The sequence below is a fragment of the Microbacterium sp. BWT-B31 genome (genome assembly GCF_041379855.1).
GTDB lineage: Bacteria > Actinomycetota > Actinomycetes > Actinomycetales > Microbacteriaceae > Microbacterium.
Genome location: NZ_JBFECU010000019.1, coordinates 23,432 through 44,684, shown reverse-complemented (window position 1 = coordinate 44,684; position 21,253 = coordinate 23,432). Strand labels below are relative to the sequence as shown.

Genomic DNA, 21,253 nt, shown 5'->3' with positions numbered 1-21,253 from the left:
AGGCGTGCCGCGATGCCGTGCGAGCGATGCGGCGGGTTGCGGATCGTCCGACGCTACCGGCCCTCGAGTTGGCCGTGCTCGGCCGCGGTGACGGTCTCGTACGAGGCGCGCACGATGTCTTCGAGCACCGCGAGGTCGATGTCGTCGAGGTTCTTGAGGTAGAGGCACACCCGTCCGGTTGTGTGCGGTCCGAGCCGTGACAGGGCGTCCGCGTGCGAGTCGATCCCCTCGGCGAGGTACACGACCGTCGACGGACGCCGGGGCGCGAACCCCGCGGCGCCGGTCTGTCCGCCGCCCGACGCCGAGTCGTAGTGGTGCAGGCCGAAGCCCACGATGCCCGGATGCCACATCTCGGGCTCTTCGCCGGTGACGCGCCGCATGAGGTCGACGAGGGTCGCGGCATCCCTTCGTCGCACGGCGGGCACGACCTGCGCGATGAACTCGTCGACGTCCTGCCCGGTCCGTCTCATCAGACGCCTCCGCAGCCTGAGCTTCTGCTGAGTCTCGATACAGCGCCTTCGGCGCCACTCGACCTTGCCCCGTGTCGCATCAACGCTCCTTCGGAGCATTGCCCCGACCCGCGGCAACCTTCGCGGCGCGCTTGTGCTCGCGCACGAGGGTGAGCGACTCCGGCGAGACGATGTCGGCGACGCTGCGGTGCGAGCCCTGCTCGCCGTAGGGGGCGGATGCCTCGCGCCATCCTTCGCCGGTGAAGCCGCACTGCTTGCCGAGGAGCGCGAGGAAGATCTTCGCCTTCTGCTCGCCGAAGCCGGGGAGCGCCTTCAGCCGCTTCAGCACCTCTGCGCCCGACGGCTCGCCCAGGGTCCAGATCGCGGCGGCGTCGCCGCCCCAGTCGCGGATGAGCGCGCCGCACAGCGCCTGCACGCGCGCGGCCATCGAACCGGGGAAGCGGTGCACGGCGGGGGTCTGCGAGAACAGTCCGGCGAAGGCCTCGGGGTCGTAGGCGTCGAGGGTCGCGGCATCCAGCGATCCGGCGCGCTCGCGGATCTTGAGGGGGCCCGCGAACGCCGTCTCCATCGCGACCTGCTGGTCGAGCAGCATCCCGATCAGCAGCGCGAGCGGGTCGTCGGTGAGCAGGCGGTCGGCGGCGTCGTCTCCGGTGATGTGCAGGGCCATGTGCCCAGTCTGCCAGCGGCGACCTCCGCCAGACATGCGCTGGTGGGCGTGATGACCTGTCGAGAACTGCAGGCGGGCGATGCCGCGCAGGTGCGCGATGCGTTCGTTTCGGATGCCGCAGAGATGAGCCGTCAGGGAGACGTCGACGCGACTGGCGATTGACCAGGGGCCCCCGTGATGTGGAGGGCCATTCGACCAGGTTCGCACCGGAGGTCCGGGAAAGCGCGCTTGACATGCATACTAGTTAGGCAGATAATCTAGTTATGCAGGTGAAGCACGATTCATCGGGCCCGACTCGAGAGTGGCCCAGTGATTGGATGCGAGCAATACTCGGAGCGGTGACTCTTCGCGCATTGGAGCACGGGCCGTCCTACGGGTACGCCATCATCACTGAACTCGAAGCCAGCGGAATGGGCGCCGTGAAGGGTGGCACGCTGTATCCGCTTCTGACCCGCTACGAATCGGCTGGGCTCGTCGCCGTTGAATGGCGACCGGGAGAAGCAGGGCCGGGGCGCAAGTTCTTCTCCCTCACCGAGTCCGGTCACCGCGAGTTGGAGCGAATGCGAGAGGAATGGGCGCGCTTCACCACGATCAGCAACGACTACCTCGCGAGCGTGCGAGCAGTAAGGACCGACGAGCAATGAACACGATCATGACCGACAAGACCTGGATCGATCTGTTCGTCGTCGAACTCCGCCTGCGCCGCGTGCCTGGTTCAGCGATCGGGGATGCGGTCGCCAGCGTTCGGGAACTGCTGGCTGATTCTGGGCAAAGTGCTGAGGAGGCCTTTGGGTCCGCACGGGAGTACGCGGCCTCACTTGATCTTCCCGTCGTGAATCCTCGACAGCGAGCTTTGCAGGTCGTGTTCCTGCCGGTTCTTGGTCTGTTCGCATTCCTGGTGTTCGCAGTGGCGAGTACCGCCTGGTTCGCGGGCGATCTCGTGCTGCTCTCGGTCCCCCAAGCGGCTCTGCTGGCGATCCCGGTGCTTCTGACAGTGATGTTCTCCTTCCCGTTCTACCCGCGCGCAGTCTTCCCACAGCGCTGGATCCCCTCCGCGCTGATTCTGGTGGCGGGATTGGTCAGCGCCGTAGCCGCGCTCTTCGCGCCGTCCACTGCGGATGACGCTTGGTTGGCTTTCTCCGCGTTGCCGCTGCTGATCGGCACGATGACCGTGCTCGTCATCCTGTCTGTTGTCGGAACCATCGCGACCATCAGAGGTGACGACGGGGACGAGATCATCGACCCGTCACGAGCACGGCAGCAGACGAAGCCGCGACAGGGGAGGCGGGCATTCCTCATCTTCGTCAACTGGCTCTTTCCCCTCCTGGCCATCGTCATCTTCGCCATGACGTGGGGATTCGCCCTCCTGCGCCCCTGATCATCGCCGGAACCGAAGATCCCACCCTGATCGAGCCTCATCGGGACAAGGTGCCCATCTCGGGTGCCTGAGCACGACACGGCCAACGCACCTGCTGGTGCGCCGCGCCGACCGCGTGATCGAACTGCACGACGGGCGTGTCACGTCCGAGACGCGGGGAACGGATGACGCCGCCCCCGATTCCCCGTCTGCTACTTGAGCGCCGCCCTCGCGCCGAGGCATCCGTTGTCCCGAAAGAGCCCCTTCATGTCGGGTCAGGGGTCGCCGGCATCCGCCCCTGGCCCCTTACCGGCGGATGGGAGGATAGACGTGTGCGCGACACCTCCGACACCTCCGACACCTTCGCCGCCCACGCCCGCCGCGCCCGCGTCGCCGTGGCGGGCGGGGGCGTCGCCGGGCTCGTCGCGGCGCTCGAATGCGCGAAGGTCGGCTCGCACGTCACCCTGATCGAGGCCGGCGACCGCCTCGGGGGCACGATCGGCTCGGCCGAGATCGCGGGGGCGCGGATCGACCTCACGGCTGAGGGCTTCCCGGCCGGAGCTGCCCCCGTGCGCGCGCTCGCGGGCGAGCTCTCGCTCCCGGTAGTGCCCGTGACCGGCGCCGATGTCGTGTGGATCGCGGGGCTGCCCTCGGGGTCGGCGCCGCTGCCGGAGGCGACTCTGGTCGGGATTCCCGAGAACCCGTGGCACGAATCCGTCCGCGCCATCATCGGGTGGAGCGGGGCGTGGCGCGCGTACGTCGACCGCATCCGCCCGCCCATGACGATCGGCAAGGAGCGCAGCCTCGGCCGCCTCGTGGGCTCGCGCATGGGCCAGACCGTGCTCGAGCGCCTCGTCGCACCGCTGTCGATAGGGACGTACGGCATCCACCCCGACGACGTCGACGTGGATGCCGCAGCTCCGGGCCTCAACGCGGCTCTCACGCGCAACGGGTCGCTGGCCGCCGCCGTCGCGCAGCTGCGGCCCGAGGCGCCGGCGCCGCTCGCGACCGTCGACGGCGGCATGGCGCGACTGATCGACGCCTTGCAGGCACGGCTGGCAGAGCTCGGCGTCGAGGTGCGCACCGGGGTCCGGGTGACCTCCCTCGCCGCGCGCGGCGGGCGCTGGATCGTCGAGACCGCCCCGAGCGAGTCGTCCCCGGCCGCCTCCGATCCGGCGCGAGAACAGGCGACGGATGCCCCGCCCGAGCCGTTCGACGCCGTCATCGTCGCGACACCCGAGGCCACCGCGCGAGCCCTGCTCGCCCCCGTCGTGGCGGGCCTGGACTCGCATCCGGCCCCGACGACGTCGCTGGAGCTGGTCACCGTCGTGTTCGACGCTCCCGGGCTCGATGCTCCCGCTCCCGCATCCGCCGCCGCGGCCACCGCGGTGTACACCGTCCCCGGCAGCCGCCGCGCGACCAGGCTGCTCGTGCTGTCCCGCCGCCACCCGGCGCTGGCCGCAGCCACCGGGTCCCACGTGGTGCGCGTGACCTTCGGCGCACCCGGCGAGCGCCCCGCGACCGAGGGGCTCGACGACGCCGAGGCGTTCGCGGTCGCGGTGGCCGAGGCATCCGCGATGCTCGGTATCGACCCCGCCTCGATCACCGTGCGTGGCGCGCACCGCGTGCGCGCGGAGCTTCCCCGCCCGGAGTCGGCGATCGGCCGCGCCGAGTCCAACGCCGCCGCGCGGCACACGGTGGCCGGTGTCGCGGGGCTCGGGGTCGTGGGGGCGTGGCTGTCGGGCCCGGGACTCGCACAGGTCGTGCTCGATGCCCGCGAAGAGGCCGACCGTGTGCGCAGGGCGCTGCTGTGGGGCGACGCGCCGACGCAGTGAAGACGGCAGAATGATGGTTCCGGAGCCCGAAGTCAAGAGGATGCCGGAATCGGAATACAGGACTAACGTGGGCCGTGTCGAACACGCGGAAGACCGTCAGGAGACCTCATGAGGGGCAAGGCAGGACTCGTCATCGGACTCGCGGTGGGTTACGTCCTCGGCACACGTGCCGGGCGCGAGCGCTACGAGCAGATCAAGGCGCAGGCGGTCAAGGTGTGGAACACCAAGCCCGTGCAGGATCAGGTCGACAAGGTCAAGGACTTCGCGAAGTCGAGCGCGATGGCGCTGCCCAGCACCCTGTGGGACACCGCGGTCAAGGTCGGCAAGGCCGCCTCGAAGGGCACGCCCGGGCAGCGCGTGGACGCTGCGATCAAGGTGGGCAAGGACTCGGCCGACGATCTCGGCGCGGCGGCGGGGACGTCGGCGCGCGCGGTGAAGGACGCGGCCGAGGACGCGCTCGACGACGTGTCGAAGGCCGTCAAGGGCCTCGCCGACGACGGGCAGTGACGTGAGCGAGCCGCGCCGCAGTCGCGACCGCGCCGACGACAGCCTGCTCACGCTGCTCGGCGACATTCCCGAACTCGTCCGCAATCTCGTCATCGCCGAGGTCGACGCGGCGAAGGCGTGGCTCGCCAAAGCCGCGAAAGACGGCGGCTGGGGTGCGCTGTGGATCATCGCGGCACTGTTCGTGCTGTTCTGGTCGATCCCCGCCCTCGGCGCCTTCCTCATCGCCGGGCTCTCGTCGTGGTGGCCGGTGTGGGCTTCGGCGCTGTTCGTGTTCGGTTTGACGCTCGTCGTGGCGATCGTGCTGGCCCTCCTGGGCGTCTTCCGATTCCGCAGGCTCGCCAAGCGGCAGAATCCGGTGCAGTCGATCGCCCAGGACGTGAGAGAGGTTCGCGATGAGTTCTGACCTGTCGCCCAGCGACCCCGGCGTACCCCGCACCGTGGTGCCGTCGGGCATCGCAGACCCGGTCGAGCGTGCGCGCGCCGAACTCAAGGCGGCCCTCGCCGCGATCGACGAGAAGGCGAACGTGCCCAGGCGCCTCGAGCGCGCGATCGACCGCAACCTCAGCAAGGCGCGTGCCTTCCAGCGCCGCAGTCCCGCGCTCGCGACGGCCGCGGTCGTCGCAAGCGCTGCCGCGGTCGGCGCGATCGTATGGGCGGCGGTGCGCGCGTACACGCGCCGCTGAAGCCGGATGCCGCGGCATCCGCCCGGGGGTCTTTCCGTGATCTGCCCGTGATCATACGGCGCGCAGTCCCGGGGTATGCTCAGGAACAAGCAGTGCGATGGAGCGATGCTGCCGATGCGTGCAACCGCAGATCCCGTACGGTTTCGCAGAGCGTCGGCTGCTCGATTTCGGGGTGGCCGGCGATGGACCACCAGCCCCTTCGGATACCCCCCCACACCATGAACGCAGCAGCAAAGCCGACGCCCGAAAAGCCCCTCACCGGGTGGCGCGTTCTCGTACCCCGGGGCGGCCCGTGGGGTGACTCGGTCGCGGCGACCCTGCGCCGTCAGGGGGCGACGCCGGTGGTCGCGCCGCTGATCAACTTCGCCCCGACGAACGACCTCGACACGCTCGAGAAGGCGCTCACCGACCTCGCTGAGGGCGTATTCGACTGGCTCACCGTCACCAGCGCCACCACCGTCGACGTGCTGTACGCCTACCGTGCGATGATCCCCGCCAAGACGAAGGTCGCCGCTGTCGGTGAGACCACCGCCGCGGCGCTGCAGGCCATGGGCTTCCGCGTCGACCTGGTGCCCGACACCGACAACTCCGCCGCCGGCATGGCCGAGCAGATGATCGCGCTCGAGCCCGAGCCGCGTGACGTGCTGACCTTGCGCAGCGAGATCGCCAAGCCCCTGCTCACGCGTCGCCTCGAGGCCGCGGGGCACCGCGTGCGCAGCGTCATCGCGTATCGCACCGTGGGGGTGCCGGTCACCGACCGCATCGCGGCCGACGTCGAGAGCGGGCGCATCAACGCGATCCTCGTCACCAGCGGCTCGGTGGCCGAGCAGGTCAACCTGCAGTTCCCCGACCTGCCCGCCTCGACCGTCATCGCCGCGATCGGCCCCCGCACCGCGAAGGACGCCCGGCGCGCCGGACTCTCGGTCGACGTGGTCGCCGAGACCCAGACCGTCGACGCCCTCATCACCGCCGTCGCGCAGTTCTCGCTGCCGCACGCGGCCGACGAGTTCGCTCCGCCCACCGGTATGCTCCCGCGCATCGAGCGCTGACGCGGGCGGGCCGCCTCGCGCGGGTGAGTGGGACGGCTGGCGAACGCACGCTCGCACGTGCCCTAGCCTGGACGGATGCCGTCCCCACCCCGCGTCGTCGTGCTCGCCGGAGGCGTCGGAGGCTCGAAGTTCACACTCGGGGTCCGCGGCGCACTGGCCGCGCGGGGGGTGGCCGACACCGCCGCGCAGCTCACGGTCGTCGTCAACACCGGCGACGACCTGTGGCTGTCGGGTGTGCGGCTGCAGCCCGACGTCGACTCGATCGTTTACGCGCTCGCCGGGGTGAACGACACCGTGCGCGGATGGGGCCGCACGGGCGACACCGAACGGGCAGGCCACGAACTGCAGGAGTGGGGCGCGGGCTGGCCGTGGTTCACGCTCGGCGACCTCGACCTCGGCACGCACCTCGCGCGCACCGGCTGGCTGCGCGAGGGCTTTTCGCCCACCGAGGTGATCGAGCGGATGTCGCACCGCTGGCCCCTCGGAGCGCGCCTGCTTCCGATGACCGACGCCGAGGTCGACACCACCGTCACCGTGCGCGACGCGGCCTGCGGCCAGCAGCGCGACCTGCACTTCCAGGAGTGGTGGACGCGGCACCGCGCGACCCTCGAGCCCGTCCGCTTCACGAATCCGGGCGTCGAGGCGGCAGTCCCCGCGCCGGGAGTGCTCGACGCGATCGCCGCGGCCGACGTCGTGCTGCTCGCCCCCTCCAACCCGGTCGTGTCGATCGGTCCGATTCTCGCCGTGCCCGGCATCCGCGACGCCCTTCGCGCGACGCGCGCGCCCGTCGTCGGGGTCTCCGGCATCATCGGCGGACAGGTCGTGCGCGGCATGGCCGACGTGTGCCTGCGGGCGATCGGCGTCGAGACGTCCGCCGCCGCCGTCGCGGGGCTGTACGGAGCGCGCGCAGGTGCCGGGCTGCTCGACGCGTGGCTCATCGCCGAAGAGGACGCGCACCTCGCTCCCGAGGTCGACGGGCTCGGCATCCGCCCGCTCGTCACGCCCCTGTGGATGACGGATGCCGCCACCTCTGCCGCGCTCGGCGAGGCCGCGCTCGCCGCGGCGGGGGTCTGACGTGCCTGACCTGGCCTGGTGGGCCTGGGCGCTGCTGTGCCTTGCGGCGATCGTCGTGGGCGTCTCGAAGACGGCGGTGCCGGGCGCGAACGCGATCTCGGTGGCGATCTTCGCGGCCCTGCTGCCGGCGCGCCAGTCGACCGGCGCGCTGCTGGTGCTGCTCCTGGTGGCGGACCTGTTCGCGATCGTCGCCTACCGTCGGCACGTCGATTGGGCCACGCTGCTGCGGCTCGCGCCGGCCGTCGTGGCCGGCCTGCTCCTGGGCGTGCTGTTCCTCGCCTTCGCCGACGACGAGGGCGTGCGGCGGGTGATCGGTGCGCTGCTGCTGGCGGTGATCGCCTTCACGCTCGGGTGGCGGCGGCTGCGCCGGGCCGTCGAAGACCCCGGGCCGCATCGCCTGGCGGCGGCCACCTACGGCACCCTCGGCGGGTTCACCACGATGGTGGCCAACGCGGCCGGCCCCGTCATGTCGATGTACTTCCTCGCGGCGCGGTTCCCGGTGAAGCTGTGGCTGGGCACCGCGGCGTGGTCCTTCTTCCTGATCAACGTCTCGAAGCTGCCGTTCTCGATCGGGCTCGGGCTCATCACGCCGTCCGGCCTGCTGCTCGATCTGGTGCTCGTGCCGCTCGTGGTCGCCGGGGCCCTGTCGGGCCGGTGGCTCGCCGGCCGTCTCGACCAGAGGCTGTTCGAGCGCCTGGTGATCGGCTTCACCGTCGTCGGCGCGTTGTACCTGCTGCTCGCGCCGTAACCAGGCAGCTTCTTTGGGCGGCGGCGGTGTGCTGCTGCGCAGTCACGTTCTGCCGGCGCGCGGGGCCGCCGACTCGCGGTTCGGGATCGCGGAGCGCAGGGACGGGGTGCGAAGCTGCCAGGACGGTGCCTACGCAGGATGGGCGGCGAGGAGCGCGGCGGTGCGTGGGCCGAGGCCGAGGGCGCGGGCTGCGTCAAGCTGCGCGACGGTGTCGACGTCGTGGCGGAGGGTCGAGGCATCCGTCACCGAGAGTGCCGCCGCGCCCAGCGCGAGGTGCTTCGCGAACGAGCCCTCGCCGAACGCCGACGTCCAGGGGATCGCTGGCGCGGCGGTCAGCAGCGTCGTGCCGGTGCCGTCGGCGTCTGCGACGACGGCGCGTGCGAGGCCGCGCGCTTCACGCAGCGCCGCGGCGAGGTCGGCGGGGCGAAGCGCCGGCAGATCTCCGAGCAGCGCGGCGCGCGGGGTTCGTTCGTCGACCGCGGCGACGCCGGCGGCGATCGCCGGGTTGAGCCCGCCGGGCGAGGGCTCAGGGACGAAGCGCAGGCCGCGGATGCCGGCTGCCTCGAGCGCCAGCCCGCCGTCGTCGCCCACCACCACGACCTGCCGCACCACCTCACACGCCGCGACGGCCGCGATCGTGTCCAGTGCGATCGCCCTCGCGAGCGCCTGCCGGTCGACGCCGGGGATGGCGAGGCGCGATTTTCCGCGGGCGGCGGGCTTCACCGGGATGACGACGGCCCAGCCGGGTCGGCCGAACTCCTCCGAATCGGCGTGCGCGGGCCCCGAAACAGCCGGATCCGGGCCATTCACCGCCGAATCGGAGGAGTTCTGCAGACGAGCGTCGCTCACGCCCCGAACCGGGCGCGCAGGCGGGGCAGGATCTCGGCGCCGTACATCCGCAGGAACGCGGCCTGGTCGGCTCCGGGGTCGTGGAACACCAGGTGCCGGAAACCCAGGTGCACGTACTCGGCGATCCGCTCGACGTGCTCGTCGGGGTCGGTCGAGACGATGAACCGCGACGCGGCCCGCTCGATGGGCAGCTGCTCGCCGAGCCGCTGCATGTCGATCGGGTCGTCGACGCCCATCTTCTCTTCGGGCGACAGGGCGAGCGGGGCCCAGAACCGCGTCTTCTCGAGTGCCTCCTCGAGGGTGGGTGCGAACGAGACCTTGACCTCCATGAGCGTGTCGATCGCGTCGGGCGACCGGCCGGCCTTCTCGATCCCCTCGTTGAGCGCCGGCATGAGCGTGTCGGTGTACAGCTCGGGCTTCTTGCCGCTGGTGGTGATGAATCCGTTCGCGATGCGGCCGGCGAGCCTCGTGGCTGCCGGCCCCGCGGCGCCGATGTAGATCGGCACGGGTGCGGGCAGCTTGTCGTAGATGGTGACGTTGCGGGTGTGGTAGAACTCGCCGTCGAAGGTGACGCGGTCCTCGGACCACAGCCGCCGGATGAGGCCGATCGCCTCTTTCAGCCGGCGGAAGCGCTCGGGCGGGTCGGGCCACGCGATGCCGAGGTTGGCCTCGTTGAGCGCCTCGCCCGTGCCGACGCCGAGGATCACGCGCTCGGGATACATCACCCCGAGCGTCGCGAAGTCCTGCGCGACCACGGTCGGGTTGTATCGGAACGTGGGGGTCAGCACCGACGTTCCGATCAGCACGCGTGAGGTTTTCGCCCCGAGCGCGCCGAGCCACGGGACCGATGCCGGTGCGTGGCCGCCCTCGTGCAGCCACGGCTGCAGGTGGTCCGACACGAACACCGAGTCGAAGCCCATCTCTTCGGCGAGGATCGCGTAGTCCAGCAGCTCGGTCGGCCCGAACTGCTCGGCCGATGCCTTGTATCCGAAGCGCAGGGGGATGGTCATGACACTCCTCTCGCCGCGCGCCGTGCGCGGCTCGTTGCGAATTCGGATCCGTCCGCGCGAGCAAGCCGTGCGCGGAACGCGTCGACGGTGCCCGGCCACAGCAGCGTCAGCCGCCCCGACCGCTCGTCGACGTACCAGTTGCGGCATCCGCCGGTGATCCAGGGGGTGGATGCCGCGGCATCCGCGATCTCGTCGGTGTACGCGGCTTCAGCGCCGGGGTCGAGCCGCAGCACGCCCCCCGCCCGGTCGCGGGCGACCAGGCACCGCACCGCGTACGCCGCCTGCTCTTCGATCATGAGGATCGAGGACGAATGGCCGAGGGCGGCGTTGGGCCCGTCGAGGATGAACAGGTTCGGAAAGCCCGACACGACGGTCGACCCGAACGAGGTCATGCCCTCGAACCAGTGCACCGCGAGCGACTCGCCGCCCTCGCCGTGCACGAGGTCGGCGTACGGCTGGCGGGTCGTCGCGAACCCGGTCGCGAGCACGAGCGCATCGGCTTGGTGCCGCGAGCCGTCGGCGGCGACGAGGGTGCGGCCTTCGACCCGCGCGAGCGCCGATGGCACGAGGCCGATCGCCCCCGTGGCGAGGGCGGGGTAGAAGTCGTCCGACAGCAGCACGCGCTTGCACCCGAACGCGTAGCCGGGCGTGAGCCGGGCGCGCAGCGCGGGGTCGGGAACCTGCGCGTCGAGGTGTGCGAGGGCGATGGCCTTGGCGGTGGCGGATGCCTCGGCATCGCCCGACCGCGACGCGAAGCGCGCCTCGCCTTCGGCGTAGAGGTCCGCGCGCAGCCGCGCGAGTTCGCCGGGGTGGGTCGCGAAGCGCTCGCGCTCGGCGTCGGAGTACGCGTGGGCTCCGCGCGGCACGATCCACGCCGGCGTGCGCTGGAAGAGCGTGACCCGGCTGGTGCGGGCGAGCTCGGGGGCGAGCTGCACGGCGCTCGCGCCGCTGCCGACGACCGCCACGTGCAGGCCCGCGAGGTCGGCGTCGTGATCCCAGCGGGCGGAGTGGAAGAGGGGGCCGGGGAAGGTCTCGAGGCCGTCGATGTCGGGAATGCGCGGCTCGGTCAGCCGACCGCACGCGAGCACGAGCGCGGACGCGGCGATCGCCCCGGCCGGGGTCTCGACGCGCCAGAGATCGGCCTCGTCGTCCCACCGGGCCCCCGTCATCGGCGTTCCCAGGCGCAGGCGGTCGCCGAGCCGTTCGGCGGCGGCGACGTCGCGGAGGTAGCTTCGGATCTCATCGCCGCGCGCGTACAGCCCCGACCAGCCCGGGTTGGGGTGGCTCGCCAGACCGTACAGGTGCGCGGGCACATCGCACGCGACGCCGGGGTAGGTGTTGTCGCGCCAGGTGCCGCCGACGGATGCCGCGCGCTCCAGGATCACGAAGTCGTCGCGGCCCGCGCGCCGCAGCGCGATCGCCATCGCAAGCCCCGCGAACCCCGCTCCGACGATCGCGATCTCGACCCGCTCGCCGCGAGGGCCCTCGGTCCCCGCCGGTCGCGCAGCCGCCGCGGGTTTCCCCGCCGGTCGAGTAGCCGCCTCGGTTTTCCCCGCCGGTCGCGTAGCCGCCGTGGGTTTCCCCGCCGGTCGAGTAGCTGCCGCAGGCGGCGTATCGAGACCCTGCCCGCAAGGGGGGTCGGTGTCCGTCGGTCGAGTAGCTGCCGCAGGCGGCGTATCGAGACCCTGCTCGCGAGGGGGGTCGGTGTCCGCCGGTCGAGTAGCCGCCGCAGGCGGCGTATCGAGACCCTGCCCGCGAGGGGGGTTGGTGTCCGTCGGTCGAGTAGCTGCCGCAGGCGGCGTATCGGGACCCCGCTCGCGAAGGGCGTCGGGGTCGAGGTCCCCGGTGCGGATGGTCTCGATACGCTCGCTGCGCGAGCTACTCGACCGGCGGGGTTCGTCGCTGCGCGAGCTACTCGACCGGCGGGGTTCGTCGCTGTGCGGGCTGTTTGACTGGCGGGGTTCGTCGCTGCGCGAGCTGTTTGACCGGCGGGGTTCGTCGCTGCGCGAGCTGTTTGACCGGCGGGGTTCGTCGCCCCGAGGGCTGTTCGACTGGCGGGGTTCGTCGCTCATCGCGCGCTCGCACTGCGGTAGTCGGTCGTGCGCAGGCGGAACGGCCGGAACAGCCGCGCGGCGAGGGTCGAGGCATCCGTCACCGGCAGTTCCTGGCCGAACTCGATGCCCGCCTCGGGCTTCACGCGCCCGTCGAGCAGGGTGCCGCCGAGGTCGTCGCCGCCGGCCTGCAGCAGCACCGCGGCGGCCTGGCGGCCGACGCGGGTCCACGGGATCTGCACGTGGGGGATGCTGCCGCTCAGCGCCAGTCGCGAGACGGCGACCATCGCGCGGTGCTCGTCGATCGCGGCGCGGCCGTCGACGAGCGGGACCCCGCCCGCGGGCCCCGGAAGGGGGATCGGCACGAACTCGGTGAACCCTCCGGTGTCGGCCTGGATCTCGCGCAGGCGACGCAGGTGCGCGATGCGCTCGGCGGCGGTCTCGACGTGCCCGTAGAACAGCACCGACGTCGAGCGGAACCCCGCCCGATGCGCGGCCGTGATGCCTTCGATCCACCGGTCGATCTCGAGGTCGCCGGGCGCGACCAGGCCGCGCACGCGTTCGCTCAGCACCTTGACCCCCGTGCCGGGCACGGTGTCGACCCCCGCCTCGCGCAGCGCCGCGAGCGCCCCGTCGAGGCCGAGGCCGCCGCGGTCGGCGAGGTCGCGGACGTCCTGCGGGCGGTACGCGTGCACGTGCATGCGCGGGGTCGCGGCCTTGATCGCGCGCGCGATGTCGAGATACGCCTGGGGCGCCTCGCCGAAAGGCAGCAGGCCCTGCACGCAGATCTCGGTCGCGCCGAGTTCCCACGCGTCGGCCGCGATCGCGGCGACGTCGTCGAGGTCGAACTCGTCGGGCGCGGTCGCGCCCGACGCGCGGAACCCGCTCGAGGTCAGGTTTCGGTTCACGACCAGGCTGACGGCCTCGCCCACCGTGTACCGCCGCACGTCGTCGGCGGTCGCAGCCAGCGCGTCGAGCCCGTCGCCGGTCGCGGTGAGCAGGGCGGCCCACTCCCGCTCGTCGAGCGCGAGGGGGTCGGATGCCGCGGCTTCTGCCAGCCGCCGGACCGATGCCGGAGCCGCGGCGAGGGGCGGAACCGGTGCCGCCGCTCGAGCAGCCGCCGCAGGCGGCGTATCGAGACCCCGCCGACGAGAGGCGCTGGGTCCCGATCCGGCGTCGCTCGGGCCGGGGGTCTCGATACGCTCGCTGCGCGGGCTGCTCGACCGGCGGGGGGTGGTGTCGGAGTGGGACTCGGCGTCGCTCGGGTCGGGGGTCTCGATACGCCCGCTGCGCGGGCTGCTCGACCGGCGGGGGGTGGTGTCGGAGTGGGACTCGGCGTCGCTCGGGCCGGGGGTCTCGATACGCCCGCTGCGCGGGCTGCTCGACCGGCGGGGGGTGGTGTCGGAGTGGGACTCGGTGTCGGTCGGGCCGGGGGTCTCGATACGCCCGCTGCGCGGGCTGCTCGACCGGGGATCGCGGGCCAACCCGGAAACGGGATCGGCGAGCGCGGCCACCGGAGCCCGCAGGGCGGGGTCGAGCCAGGTCGCGGCATCCGTCACGAACTCCGGATGCGCCGTCAGGCGCTCCCGCAGCTCGAAGCCGAGCTCGGCTGTCATGCGGGCGAGGTCTTCGAGGTGCGGCCACGGGCGCTCGGGGTTGACGTGGTCGGCGGTGAGGGGCGAGACGCCGCCCCAGTCGTCGGCGCCGGCGCGCACGAGCAGCGCGAACTCGGCCGGGTCCGAGAGGTTCGGCGGCACCTGGATGCGCATGCGCGGGCCGAAGACGAGCCGGGCGACGGCGACGGCGGCGACGTACTCGAGCAGGTCGGCGTCGGGCGCGGCCTGCATCGCGGTGCGGGGCTTCGCGCGGAAGTTCTGCACGATCACCTCTTGCACGTGCCCCTGGCCGCCCACCGAGTGGCGCTCGTGCAGCTCGCGCAGGGCGATGAGCGACTCGGCGCGGTCGCGCACGGTCTCGCCGATCCCCACGAGGATTCCCGTCGTGAACGGCACCCGCTCGCGCCCGGCGTCGTCGATCACCCCGAGCCGCACCGCCGGATCCTTGTCGGGCGACCCGTAGTGCACCTGTCCCGGCTGTTCGAACAGGCGCCGCGAGGTCGTCTCGAGCATCATCCCCATCGAGGGGGCGACGGGCCGCAGCATCCGCAGCTCGTCCACCGACATCACGCCCGGGTTCGCATGCGCGAGCAGGCCGGTCTCGGCCGTCACCAGCGCCGCGACATGGGCGACGTACTCGATCGTCGAGGCGAACCCATGCTCGTCGAGCCACGCGCGCGCCTCGGGCCAGCGCTCCTCGGGGCGGTCGCCGAGGGTCAGCAGCACCTCTTTGCAGCCCATCGCCTGGCCCTGGCGCACGACGGCGAGCACCTGCTCGGGCGACATGTAGGCGGGCTTGTGCTTCTTCAGCAGCTGTCCGGGGGTGTCGACGAACACGCAGTAGTGACAGCGGTCGCGGCACAGGGTCGTGAGGGGCACGAAGACCTTGCGCGAATACGTGATGACGCCGGGGCGGCCCGCGGCGGCGAGGCCGCTGTCGCGGACGGATGCCGCCAGCCGCAGCATCCGCTCCAGATCGTCGTCTCGCGCGCCCAGCAGGGCGATCGCGTCGTCGACTCCCAGCCTCGCCCCGCGCTCGAGGCGATCGAGCACCGCGGAGGGCGCATCCGCGCGTTCAGGGTCGAGCGCGCCCACGCGCCCGGCGGCTCCGCGCGGCGCTTCAGCGACCCGGGGAGTGGACGTGGGAAGAGTCACCGATCCAGTCTCGCACTCGCCACGCGCACAGAGGCCTCGGTGGCCGAAGCCAGCGTGCCCGGATTGTTGCGCGTCTGTCATCAAAGCGACTGCGGTGGCTCACCGGCCGCTGGCAGACTAGGCGCATGGTGACTCTTCTGCTCGACTCGACGCGGCTCGAGATCGCGCTGTCGAGCCTCGAGCGGGCACTCGCCCACCGCAAGCAGAACGTGCTCGTCGAGCGGTCGGCGATCCGCAAGGTGCAGCTCACCGAAGACGCGTGGATGTGGCTGCGCGGCGTGCCCGCCCCCGGCACGCACCTGTGGGGCCTGGCGGCGATCGGCACGTGGAAGTCCCCCGGCGGGACCGATTTCGCGGTGCTGCGCCGTCACCGTGCGGGCGTGGTGATCGATCTCGAGGGGCATGAGGACTTCGATCGTGTGATCCTCACGACCCGGCACGGGCTCGCGCTCGTGCAGGCGCTGCAGCTCGACGGCGAGGCCCAGGCGGCCGATGTCGCCGAGATCGCCGCGGCGACCCTGCCGGTGCCCGTCCAGCCCGCGGGCAAGAAGAAGCCGCGCACCGCGCCGACTCCGGCCCCCGCGACCTAGCGGCGAGACACGCACGCGCCGAAAGGACGCGCTCTCTGATGAGAGCGACAGGTCGGCCTGGTCGCTACGCCACGTCGCGTCGCCAGCTCGCGAGGTAGCCGAGCACCAGCAGCACCACGGCGTACCCGAGCAGCACGAGACCGCCGACCCACCATTCGAGCGGGTCGGAGGATGCCCCGGCCCCGGGTCCGGCCGCGACCGAGAAGATGCTCGCGCCCACGAGCGTGTCGCTCGCCGCGCCCGGAAGGTAGCGCGTGACCGGCTCGAGCTGCTCGACGAACGCGGCGGCGGCACGTGCGACCGGCTCGAGGAACTGCGTGAACACCAGGACGCCCACGATCGCGCCGACCTGGTTGCGCACGAGCGCGCCGACGCCGATGCCCACGATGACCCACAGCACGTACGCGAGCACCATGCGGCCGATCATCGCCCACGTGTCGGCCGAGCCGAGGTCGGTGTCGAGCCCGTACGCGGCCAGGAGCCCGGCCGAGGGACCAACCGACGAGATCACGCCGATGACGCCGAACAGCACTCCGACGACGACGCCGATCGCCGTCTTCGCCCACAGCACGGTGCCGCGGCGGGGCGTGGCGAGGAAGGTCGGCGTGAGGGTCTTGTGGCGGAACTCGGCCGTCACCATGAGCGTGCCCATCAGCAGCGGGAAGACGTACCCGACCGCGGTCGCGGTGCTGTACAGCAGGGGGCTCAGCTGGTCCGAGGGCAGCACCGGACCCTCGCCGCCTCCGATCGAGCCCGTGCTCGACGCGGCGAGGGCGAACGCGAGCACCGTCGCAGTGAAGCCGACGTACGCGACGAGCACGATCGCGAGGATCCACCACATCGAGGTCGAGAACTGCTTCGTGAACTCCGAGCGGCTCGCGGCGACCAGGCTCATCGCTGCTCACCCCCCTCGTGCTCGCCGTGGCCGGCATGGTCGTCGGGCTCCCCGGGCTCGTCGGGGCGTGCGGGCTCGTCGGGGCTCGGGTCGGGGTCGGCTTCGACCGGTGTGCCGCCTCCGCCGGAGGCCGCGCCGTCGACGCTGTCGTCGAACGCCGCGAAGAAGCGGTCGGCCTCGCGGTCGGAGTCGGTCTTCACGTACTGCTCCCACGGGCGGTCGCTGTGCACAGGCGAGTCGTCGTCGAGAGGCTCGCCGGTTTCGCCGTCGTCGCGCGCGGGCCCGTCGCCGTAGCCGGATCCGGGTGCCTCGGCCTGCGAACCCGACCGGTCGGCGTCCTCGCCCGCGCCGCCGGACAGCTCTTCGTCGATCTCGCCGATCGCCTCGACGTCGGGGTCGGCATCGACCGGTGCGCGGTCTTCGGTCGGGGTGTCGCTCGCGACCGGTGCGCGCTCTTCGGTCGGGGTTTCCTCGGCGTCCGGTGCGCGGTCTTCGGTCGGGGTGTCGCTCGCGTCTGGTGCGCGGTCTTCGGTCGGGGTGTCGCTCGCGTCTGGTGCGCGGTCTTCGGTCGGGGTGTCGCTCGCGTCTGGTGCGCGGTCTTCGGTCGGGGTTTCGTCCGCAGCCGGTGCGCCGTCCTGCGCCGGGGTGTCGCCCGCGAGTTCTTGGTCGATCCGCCCGATCGCCTCGACGACGTCGTGCGCGTCGCCGGGAGCGTCGTCCGCTCCCGGCGTGGCCTCGGTCGCCCCGGTCCCGGCGACATCGGGGAAGCCGTCCGAAGCTGCTCCCTCGACCCACACCTCGTCATCGGCCCGCGACTCCTCGGCGGCGAGCCCGGCGGCGGCCACCGCCGCGGCGGAGGCGCCGGGCGCGGCGGCGGTCTCGCTGCCGAAGCCGCCCGCGAGGGCGGAGGCCTCAGACGCCTCGTCGTCCGCGTCGGTCGGGGGCTCGGCCTCGTCCGCGATGGCCGCGGCCTCGGCATCCGCATCGCCCGTCACGATCTCGGACGTCGTCTCGGAACCGGCCTCAGCGGCAGCTTCCGCAACTGCCGCAACCCCGGCGACCGCCGCGCTCGCGTGCACGCGGGCCCCGTTGACGAGATCGAGGAAGACCTCTTCGAGCGCGGGGCCGCGCCGCTGCAACAACGACAGTGCGACGCCCGCGGTGGCCGCGACGGCTCCGACCTGGGTGGGCTCGTGGCCGCGCACGGTGATGCCCGATCGCAGCAGCTCATGCGAGATCCCGGCCGTGTCGAGCGCGGCGGCCAGAGCCGCGCGATCCGGCGCGTCGACGACCGTGGTGTACTCCGACGGGTCGGCGAGCTCTTCCAGCCCGCCTTGGAAGACGAGCCGCCCGTTCGCGAGGATGAGCAGCGCGTCCACGGTCTGCTGCACCTCGGCCAGCAGATGCGACGACACGAGGATCGTGCGGCCCTCCCGGGCGAGCGTGCGAAGGAGCGACCGCATCCACTTGATGCCCTCAGGGTCGAGGCCGTTGGTGGGCTCGTCGAGAACGAGCACCCCGGGGTCGCCGAGCAGCGCGTAGGCAAGGCCCAGGCGCTGGCGCATCCCGAGGGAGTAGCCCCCGACCTTGCGGCCGGCGGCGTCGGCGAGGCCGACGAGTCCGAGCGCCTCGTCCACGCGTGCGTCGGGCAGCGACGCGGCGCGCGCGTATACCCGCAGGTGGTTCGCGCCGGTGCGCCCGGGGTGGAAGCTCGACGCTTCGAGCACGGCGCCCACGGTCTGCAGCGGATGCTTCAGCTTCGCGTACGCGACTCCGCCGATCGTCGCCCGCCCGGAGGTCGCCCGCACGAGCCCGAGGATGACGCGCAGCGACGTCGTCTTGCCGGCGCCGTTCGGGCCGAGGAATCCGGTCACGTGCCCCGGTTCAACCCGAGCCGACAGCTCTGACACCGCGGTGACGCCCCCGAACCGCTTGGTGACCCCAGAGAATTCCAGCACAAGTCCTTCGGGCATTCCCACCCTCTCGTCTTCGGGAGCCGTTTCCCATATCTTGGCGGAAACCGCGCGCGATCACAGCAAGGTGACCTGTCGCGCGCGCTGCGGCTGGGCGCGCCGAGCAGGTGCTCGCCAACCGCGCGGGCCGATAGCCTTCACTCGTGAGCGACACCTCGACACACGACGAACCGCGCGTGCTCGCGCGCGCGGCGCACGGACTCGGCCGACTGACCCTGAACCGCCCGCGGGCCATCAACGCGCTGGACCTGTCGATGGTGCAGGCCCTCACGGCGGCGTTGGAGCGATGGGAGCACGACTCCGACGTGCAGACGGTGCTGCTCGACGGCGCCGGCGAGCGCGGACTGTGCGCGGGCGGCGACGTGCGGGGGCTCTACGAGCAGATCGTGGGCGGCGACGCCGAGAGCGCGGCGGACTTCTTCCGCGCCGAATACTCCCTCAACGCGCGCATCGGCCAGTACCCGAAGCCGTTCGTCGCCCTCGCCGACGGCATCACGATGGGCGGCGGCATCGGCCTGGCCGGCCACGCCGGCATCCGCATCGTGACCGAGCGGTCGAAGCTGGCGATGCCAGAGACCCGCATCGGCTTCACCCCCGACGTCGGCGGCACGTGGCTGCTCTCGCGGGCCCCCGGGCGGCTGGGCGAGTATCTCGCGCTGACCGGCGCGACGATGGATGCCGCCGACGCGATCCACGCGGGCCTCGCCGACACCCTCGTGCCGTCCGAGCACCTCGACGACCTGCGCGACGCGCTCGAGACGCGCGCCGACCCCGGCAGCCCTGCCGAGCTCGTGCTGCTGTTCGACCAGACCCCCGAGCGATCGAAGCTCGAAGACGCGCGCGCGTGGATCGACGACGCGTTCGCCGCCGGCACTGTGGCCGAGATCGTCGAGCGTCTGCGCGCGCGACCGGAGGCCGAGGCATCCGCCACCGCCGACCTGCTCGGCGAGCTGTCGCCCACCGGGCTCGCCGTCACGCTCGAGGCCGTGCGCCGGGCGCGCGAGCTGCCCACCCTGCGGGACGTGCTCGCGCAGGAGTACGGCCTGGTGATGTGGTTCGCCACGACCCAGCCAGACCTCACCGAGGGCATCCGCGCGCAGCTGGTCGACAAGGACCGCACCCCGCGCTGGTCGCCGGCGACGATCGCAGAGCTGGCGCCGGATGCCGCCGCCTCCGCGTTCGCGTATCGACCGGTCGTTGCGCTGTGGGGCGACCCGCCCGCCTGACCCGACCATGGCATCACAGGCGACCACCCGGACGCGGACCGCGAAGCGGTCGCGGCGGCGGTGGTCGCTCGGGATCGCGGTCGACTGGTTCTTCTTCATCTTCGCGGGCCTCGCCGCGATCTGGCTCGCCTACCTCGGCCTGACCGAGACGTTCCATCTGGGCTGGTGGGCCATCCTTTCGGCAATCCTGTTCTGGGTGCTGCTGGCCTACCTCGTGCTGCCGAGGCTGCACCGGATCCTCACCACGATCTACGTGCCGGACTACTTCATCGGGCGCACGCGCACCAGTGACGGACTGCTGGGCGACCCGGTGAACCTCGCGTTCATGGGCCGCGCCGAGCAGATCCAGGGGGCCATGCGCGCCGCCGGCTGGACCGAGGCCGACCCGGTGACCCTCGGGTCGTCATGGCGCATCGTGCTGTCGACGATCACGCGCCGCAGCTACGAAGAGGCGCCGGTGAGCCCGCTGTTCCTGTTCTCGCGTCAGCAGGACTTCGCATTCCAGCAGGAGGTCGACGGCAGTCCCGGCAAGCGTCACCACGTGCGGTTCTGGCGCTGCCCCGATGACTGGCTGCTGCCGGGCGGGCGGCGCGTGGACTGGCTCGCGGCGGGCACCTTCGACACCTCCGTCGGGCTGTCCCTCTTCACGCTGCAGGTCACCCACCGCATCGACGACGACACCGACGTCGAGCGCGACCACATCGTCCGCACCCTGCTCGAGTCCGACCCGACGATCACCGTCGACGTCATCGCCGACTTCTCGAGCGGGTATCACGCGCGCAACGGCGGCGGCGACTCGATCCACACCGACGGCGACCTGCCGATCGTCGACGTCGGCAGCACCGCCTCGAGCATTCCGGTGGCGCACGTGTACGAGCCCGCCGCGCACCCCGAGACGGCACCGCTCAAGCGGCCCGCGTTCGAGTCCGCCGAGCGCCTGCTGCAGCGACCCGGGTTCGACCCTGACATGAAACGGCCGTCGTCGGTCGTCGCCGGGGCATCCCTCGTGTTCCTGCGAGCCGCGGCGGGTCTCATCGTGCTGGCCGACATCGCGCTGAACTGGGCGGAGTTCGCGACCCCCGACGCGATGGACACGGACGACGCCGCGACCGCCGAACTCGTGCTGGTCGTCTTCGCCGCGTTCATGGCGGCGAGCGTGCTCCTCGACACGGTGCTGGGCGTGCTGATCGCGCGCGGTGTGAACTGGGCGCGGGTGACGGCGATGGTGTTCTCGACCATCTCGATCTCGACGTCCTTCGTCGACTGGTGGAACGACTCCGCAGAAGAGATCACCATCAACACCACGCTGTTCTCGCTGGGCCTGGACATCCTGCTGCTGCTGGCACTGTCGAGCCGCAGTGCGGCCGCGTACGCGCGTCGCAACGAGAGAAGATGACGGATGCCGCGCCCGGCGCCCCGTCGCAGGCTCGGGCGTCGTTTCGTCTCGTGGAGCGAGGGGCCGACGGCGACCGAGACGAGACCACGACCTCACCCGGCG

At 72.1% G+C, this 21,253-nt stretch carries 20 protein-coding genes; 12 read left to right on the top strand and 8 right to left on the bottom strand.

The window, feature by feature from the left end; all coding sequences use genetic code 11:
* Positions 1-53: 53 nt before the first annotated feature.
* Together AB1K54_RS15500 and AB1K54_RS15495 are read right to left on the bottom strand one after the other, a co-directional pair.
* Positions 54-470: a DUF1801 domain-containing protein gene (locus tag AB1K54_RS15500; protein WP_371203656.1), complete on the bottom strand. Its 417-nt coding sequence runs from the start codon at positions 468-470 to the stop codon at positions 54-56.
* A 79-nt stretch (positions 471-549) separates the two neighbouring features.
* Positions 550-1,137 carry an HhH-GPD-type base excision DNA repair protein gene (locus AB1K54_RS15495; RefSeq protein WP_371203655.1) on the bottom strand — a complete coding sequence of 196 codons (588 nt, stop codon included), beginning with the start codon at positions 1,135-1,137 and terminating at the stop codon, positions 550-552.
* Positions 1,138-1,475: 338 nt separating this feature from the next.
* Here AB1K54_RS15495 and AB1K54_RS15490 point away from each other — a divergent pair, with 338 nt between their 5' ends.
* The 9 genes from AB1K54_RS15490 to AB1K54_RS15450 all read left to right on the top strand — a co-directional run bounded on the left by AB1K54_RS15490 (position 1,476) and on the right by AB1K54_RS15450 (position 8,390).
* Entirely contained in the window at positions 1,476-1,781 is a 306-nt protein-coding gene (locus tag AB1K54_RS15490) for a PadR family transcriptional regulator (RefSeq protein WP_371203654.1), read from the top strand.
* An 8-nt stretch (positions 1,782-1,789) separates the two neighbouring features.
* Entirely contained in the window at positions 1,790-2,515 is a 726-nt protein-coding gene (locus tag AB1K54_RS15485; protein ID WP_371203653.1) for a hypothetical protein, read from the top strand.
* A 311-nt stretch (positions 2,516-2,826) separates the two neighbouring features.
* Positions 2,827-4,329 (top strand): NAD(P)/FAD-dependent oxidoreductase, encoded by a 1,503-nt coding sequence (locus AB1K54_RS15480; protein ID WP_371203652.1) that lies wholly within the window; start codon positions 2,827-2,829, stop codon positions 4,327-4,329.
* A 108-nt stretch (positions 4,330-4,437) separates the two neighbouring features.
* Positions 4,438-4,836, top strand: a complete 399-nt coding sequence (locus AB1K54_RS15475; protein ID WP_371203651.1) for a hypothetical protein — start codon at positions 4,438-4,440, stop codon at positions 4,834-4,836.
* A gap of 1 nt (position 4,837) precedes the next feature.
* Complete coding sequence (locus AB1K54_RS15470) at positions 4,838-5,239, top strand: phage holin family protein (protein WP_371203650.1); 402 nt, start codon at positions 4,838-4,840, stop codon at positions 5,237-5,239.
* Positions 5,229-5,519, top strand: a complete 291-nt coding sequence (locus AB1K54_RS15465) for a hypothetical protein (RefSeq protein WP_371203649.1) — start codon at positions 5,229-5,231, stop codon at positions 5,517-5,519. The genes AB1K54_RS15470 and AB1K54_RS15465 overlap by 11 nt, the downstream gene beginning before the upstream one ends.
* A 218-nt stretch (positions 5,520-5,737) precedes the next feature.
* The gene (locus AB1K54_RS15460; RefSeq protein WP_371203648.1) at positions 5,738-6,568 is read left to right on the top strand and encodes a uroporphyrinogen-III synthase; all 831 of its coding nucleotides are present in this window, start codon (positions 5,738-5,740) and stop codon (positions 6,566-6,568) included.
* A gap of 75 nt (positions 6,569-6,643) precedes the next feature.
* Positions 6,644-7,642: a 2-phospho-L-lactate transferase gene (cofD, locus tag AB1K54_RS15455; protein WP_371203647.1), complete on the top strand. Its 999-nt coding sequence runs from the start codon at positions 6,644-6,646 to the stop codon at positions 7,640-7,642.
* A 1-nt stretch (position 7,643) separates the two neighbouring features.
* Positions 7,644-8,390 (top strand): sulfite exporter TauE/SafE family protein, encoded by a 747-nt coding sequence (locus tag AB1K54_RS15450; RefSeq protein WP_371203646.1) that lies wholly within the window; start codon positions 7,644-7,646, stop codon positions 8,388-8,390.
* Positions 8,391-8,519: 129 nt separating this feature from the next.
* Here the strand turns inward: AB1K54_RS15450 and cofC are convergent, their stop codons facing one another.
* From cofC to cofG, 4 genes are all read right to left on the bottom strand, one after another.
* Positions 8,520-9,239, bottom strand: coding sequence for a 2-phospho-L-lactate guanylyltransferase (cofC, locus tag AB1K54_RS15445; RefSeq protein ID WP_371203645.1), 720 nt, complete (start codon positions 9,237-9,239; stop codon positions 8,520-8,522).
* Complete coding sequence (gene fgd / locus AB1K54_RS15440) at positions 9,236-10,249, bottom strand: glucose-6-phosphate dehydrogenase (coenzyme-F420) (RefSeq protein ID WP_371203644.1); 1,014 nt, start codon at positions 10,247-10,249, stop codon at positions 9,236-9,238. Before fgd ends, cofC begins: the two co-directional genes overlap by 4 nt.
* Positions 10,246-11,703 carry a flavin-containing monooxygenase gene (locus AB1K54_RS15435; RefSeq protein ID WP_371203665.1) on the bottom strand — a complete coding sequence of 486 codons (1,458 nt, stop codon included), beginning with the start codon at positions 11,701-11,703 and terminating at the stop codon, positions 10,246-10,248. Before AB1K54_RS15435 ends, fgd begins: the two co-directional genes overlap by 4 nt.
* Positions 11,704-12,317: 614 nt before the next feature.
* Complete coding sequence (gene cofG, locus AB1K54_RS15430) at positions 12,318-15,011, bottom strand: 7,8-didemethyl-8-hydroxy-5-deazariboflavin synthase CofG (RefSeq protein WP_371203664.1); 2,694 nt, start codon at positions 15,009-15,011, stop codon at positions 12,318-12,320.
* Between the two features lie 185 nt (positions 15,012-15,196).
* Between cofG and AB1K54_RS15425 the strand changes: the two genes are divergently transcribed.
* Complete coding sequence (locus tag AB1K54_RS15425) at positions 15,197-15,661, top strand: hypothetical protein (RefSeq protein ID WP_371203643.1); 465 nt, start codon at positions 15,197-15,199, stop codon at positions 15,659-15,661.
* A 64-nt stretch (positions 15,662-15,725) separates the two neighbouring features.
* On the opposite strand, the gene AB1K54_RS15420 is transcribed toward AB1K54_RS15425, so the two are convergent.
* Entirely contained in the window at positions 15,726-16,556 is an 831-nt protein-coding gene (locus tag AB1K54_RS15420; RefSeq protein WP_371203642.1) for an ABC transporter permease, read from the bottom strand.
* Entirely contained in the window at positions 16,553-18,529 is a 1,977-nt protein-coding gene (locus AB1K54_RS15415) for an ATP-binding cassette domain-containing protein (protein ID WP_371203641.1), read from the bottom strand. The genes AB1K54_RS15420 and AB1K54_RS15415 overlap by 4 nt, the downstream gene beginning before the upstream one ends.
* A 143-nt stretch (positions 18,530-18,672) precedes the next feature.
* Here AB1K54_RS15415 and AB1K54_RS15410 point away from each other — a divergent pair, with 143 nt between their 5' ends.
* Both AB1K54_RS15410 and AB1K54_RS15405 read left to right on the top strand, forming a co-directional pair.
* Positions 18,673-19,755 (top strand): enoyl-CoA hydratase/isomerase family protein, encoded by a 1,083-nt coding sequence (locus AB1K54_RS15410; RefSeq protein ID WP_371203640.1) that lies wholly within the window; start codon positions 18,673-18,675, stop codon positions 19,753-19,755.
* A 7-nt stretch (positions 19,756-19,762) separates the two neighbouring features.
* Complete coding sequence (locus AB1K54_RS15405) at positions 19,763-21,151, top strand: LssY C-terminal domain-containing protein (protein WP_371203639.1); 1,389 nt, start codon at positions 19,763-19,765, stop codon at positions 21,149-21,151.
* Positions 21,152-21,253: the final 102 nt, after the last annotated feature.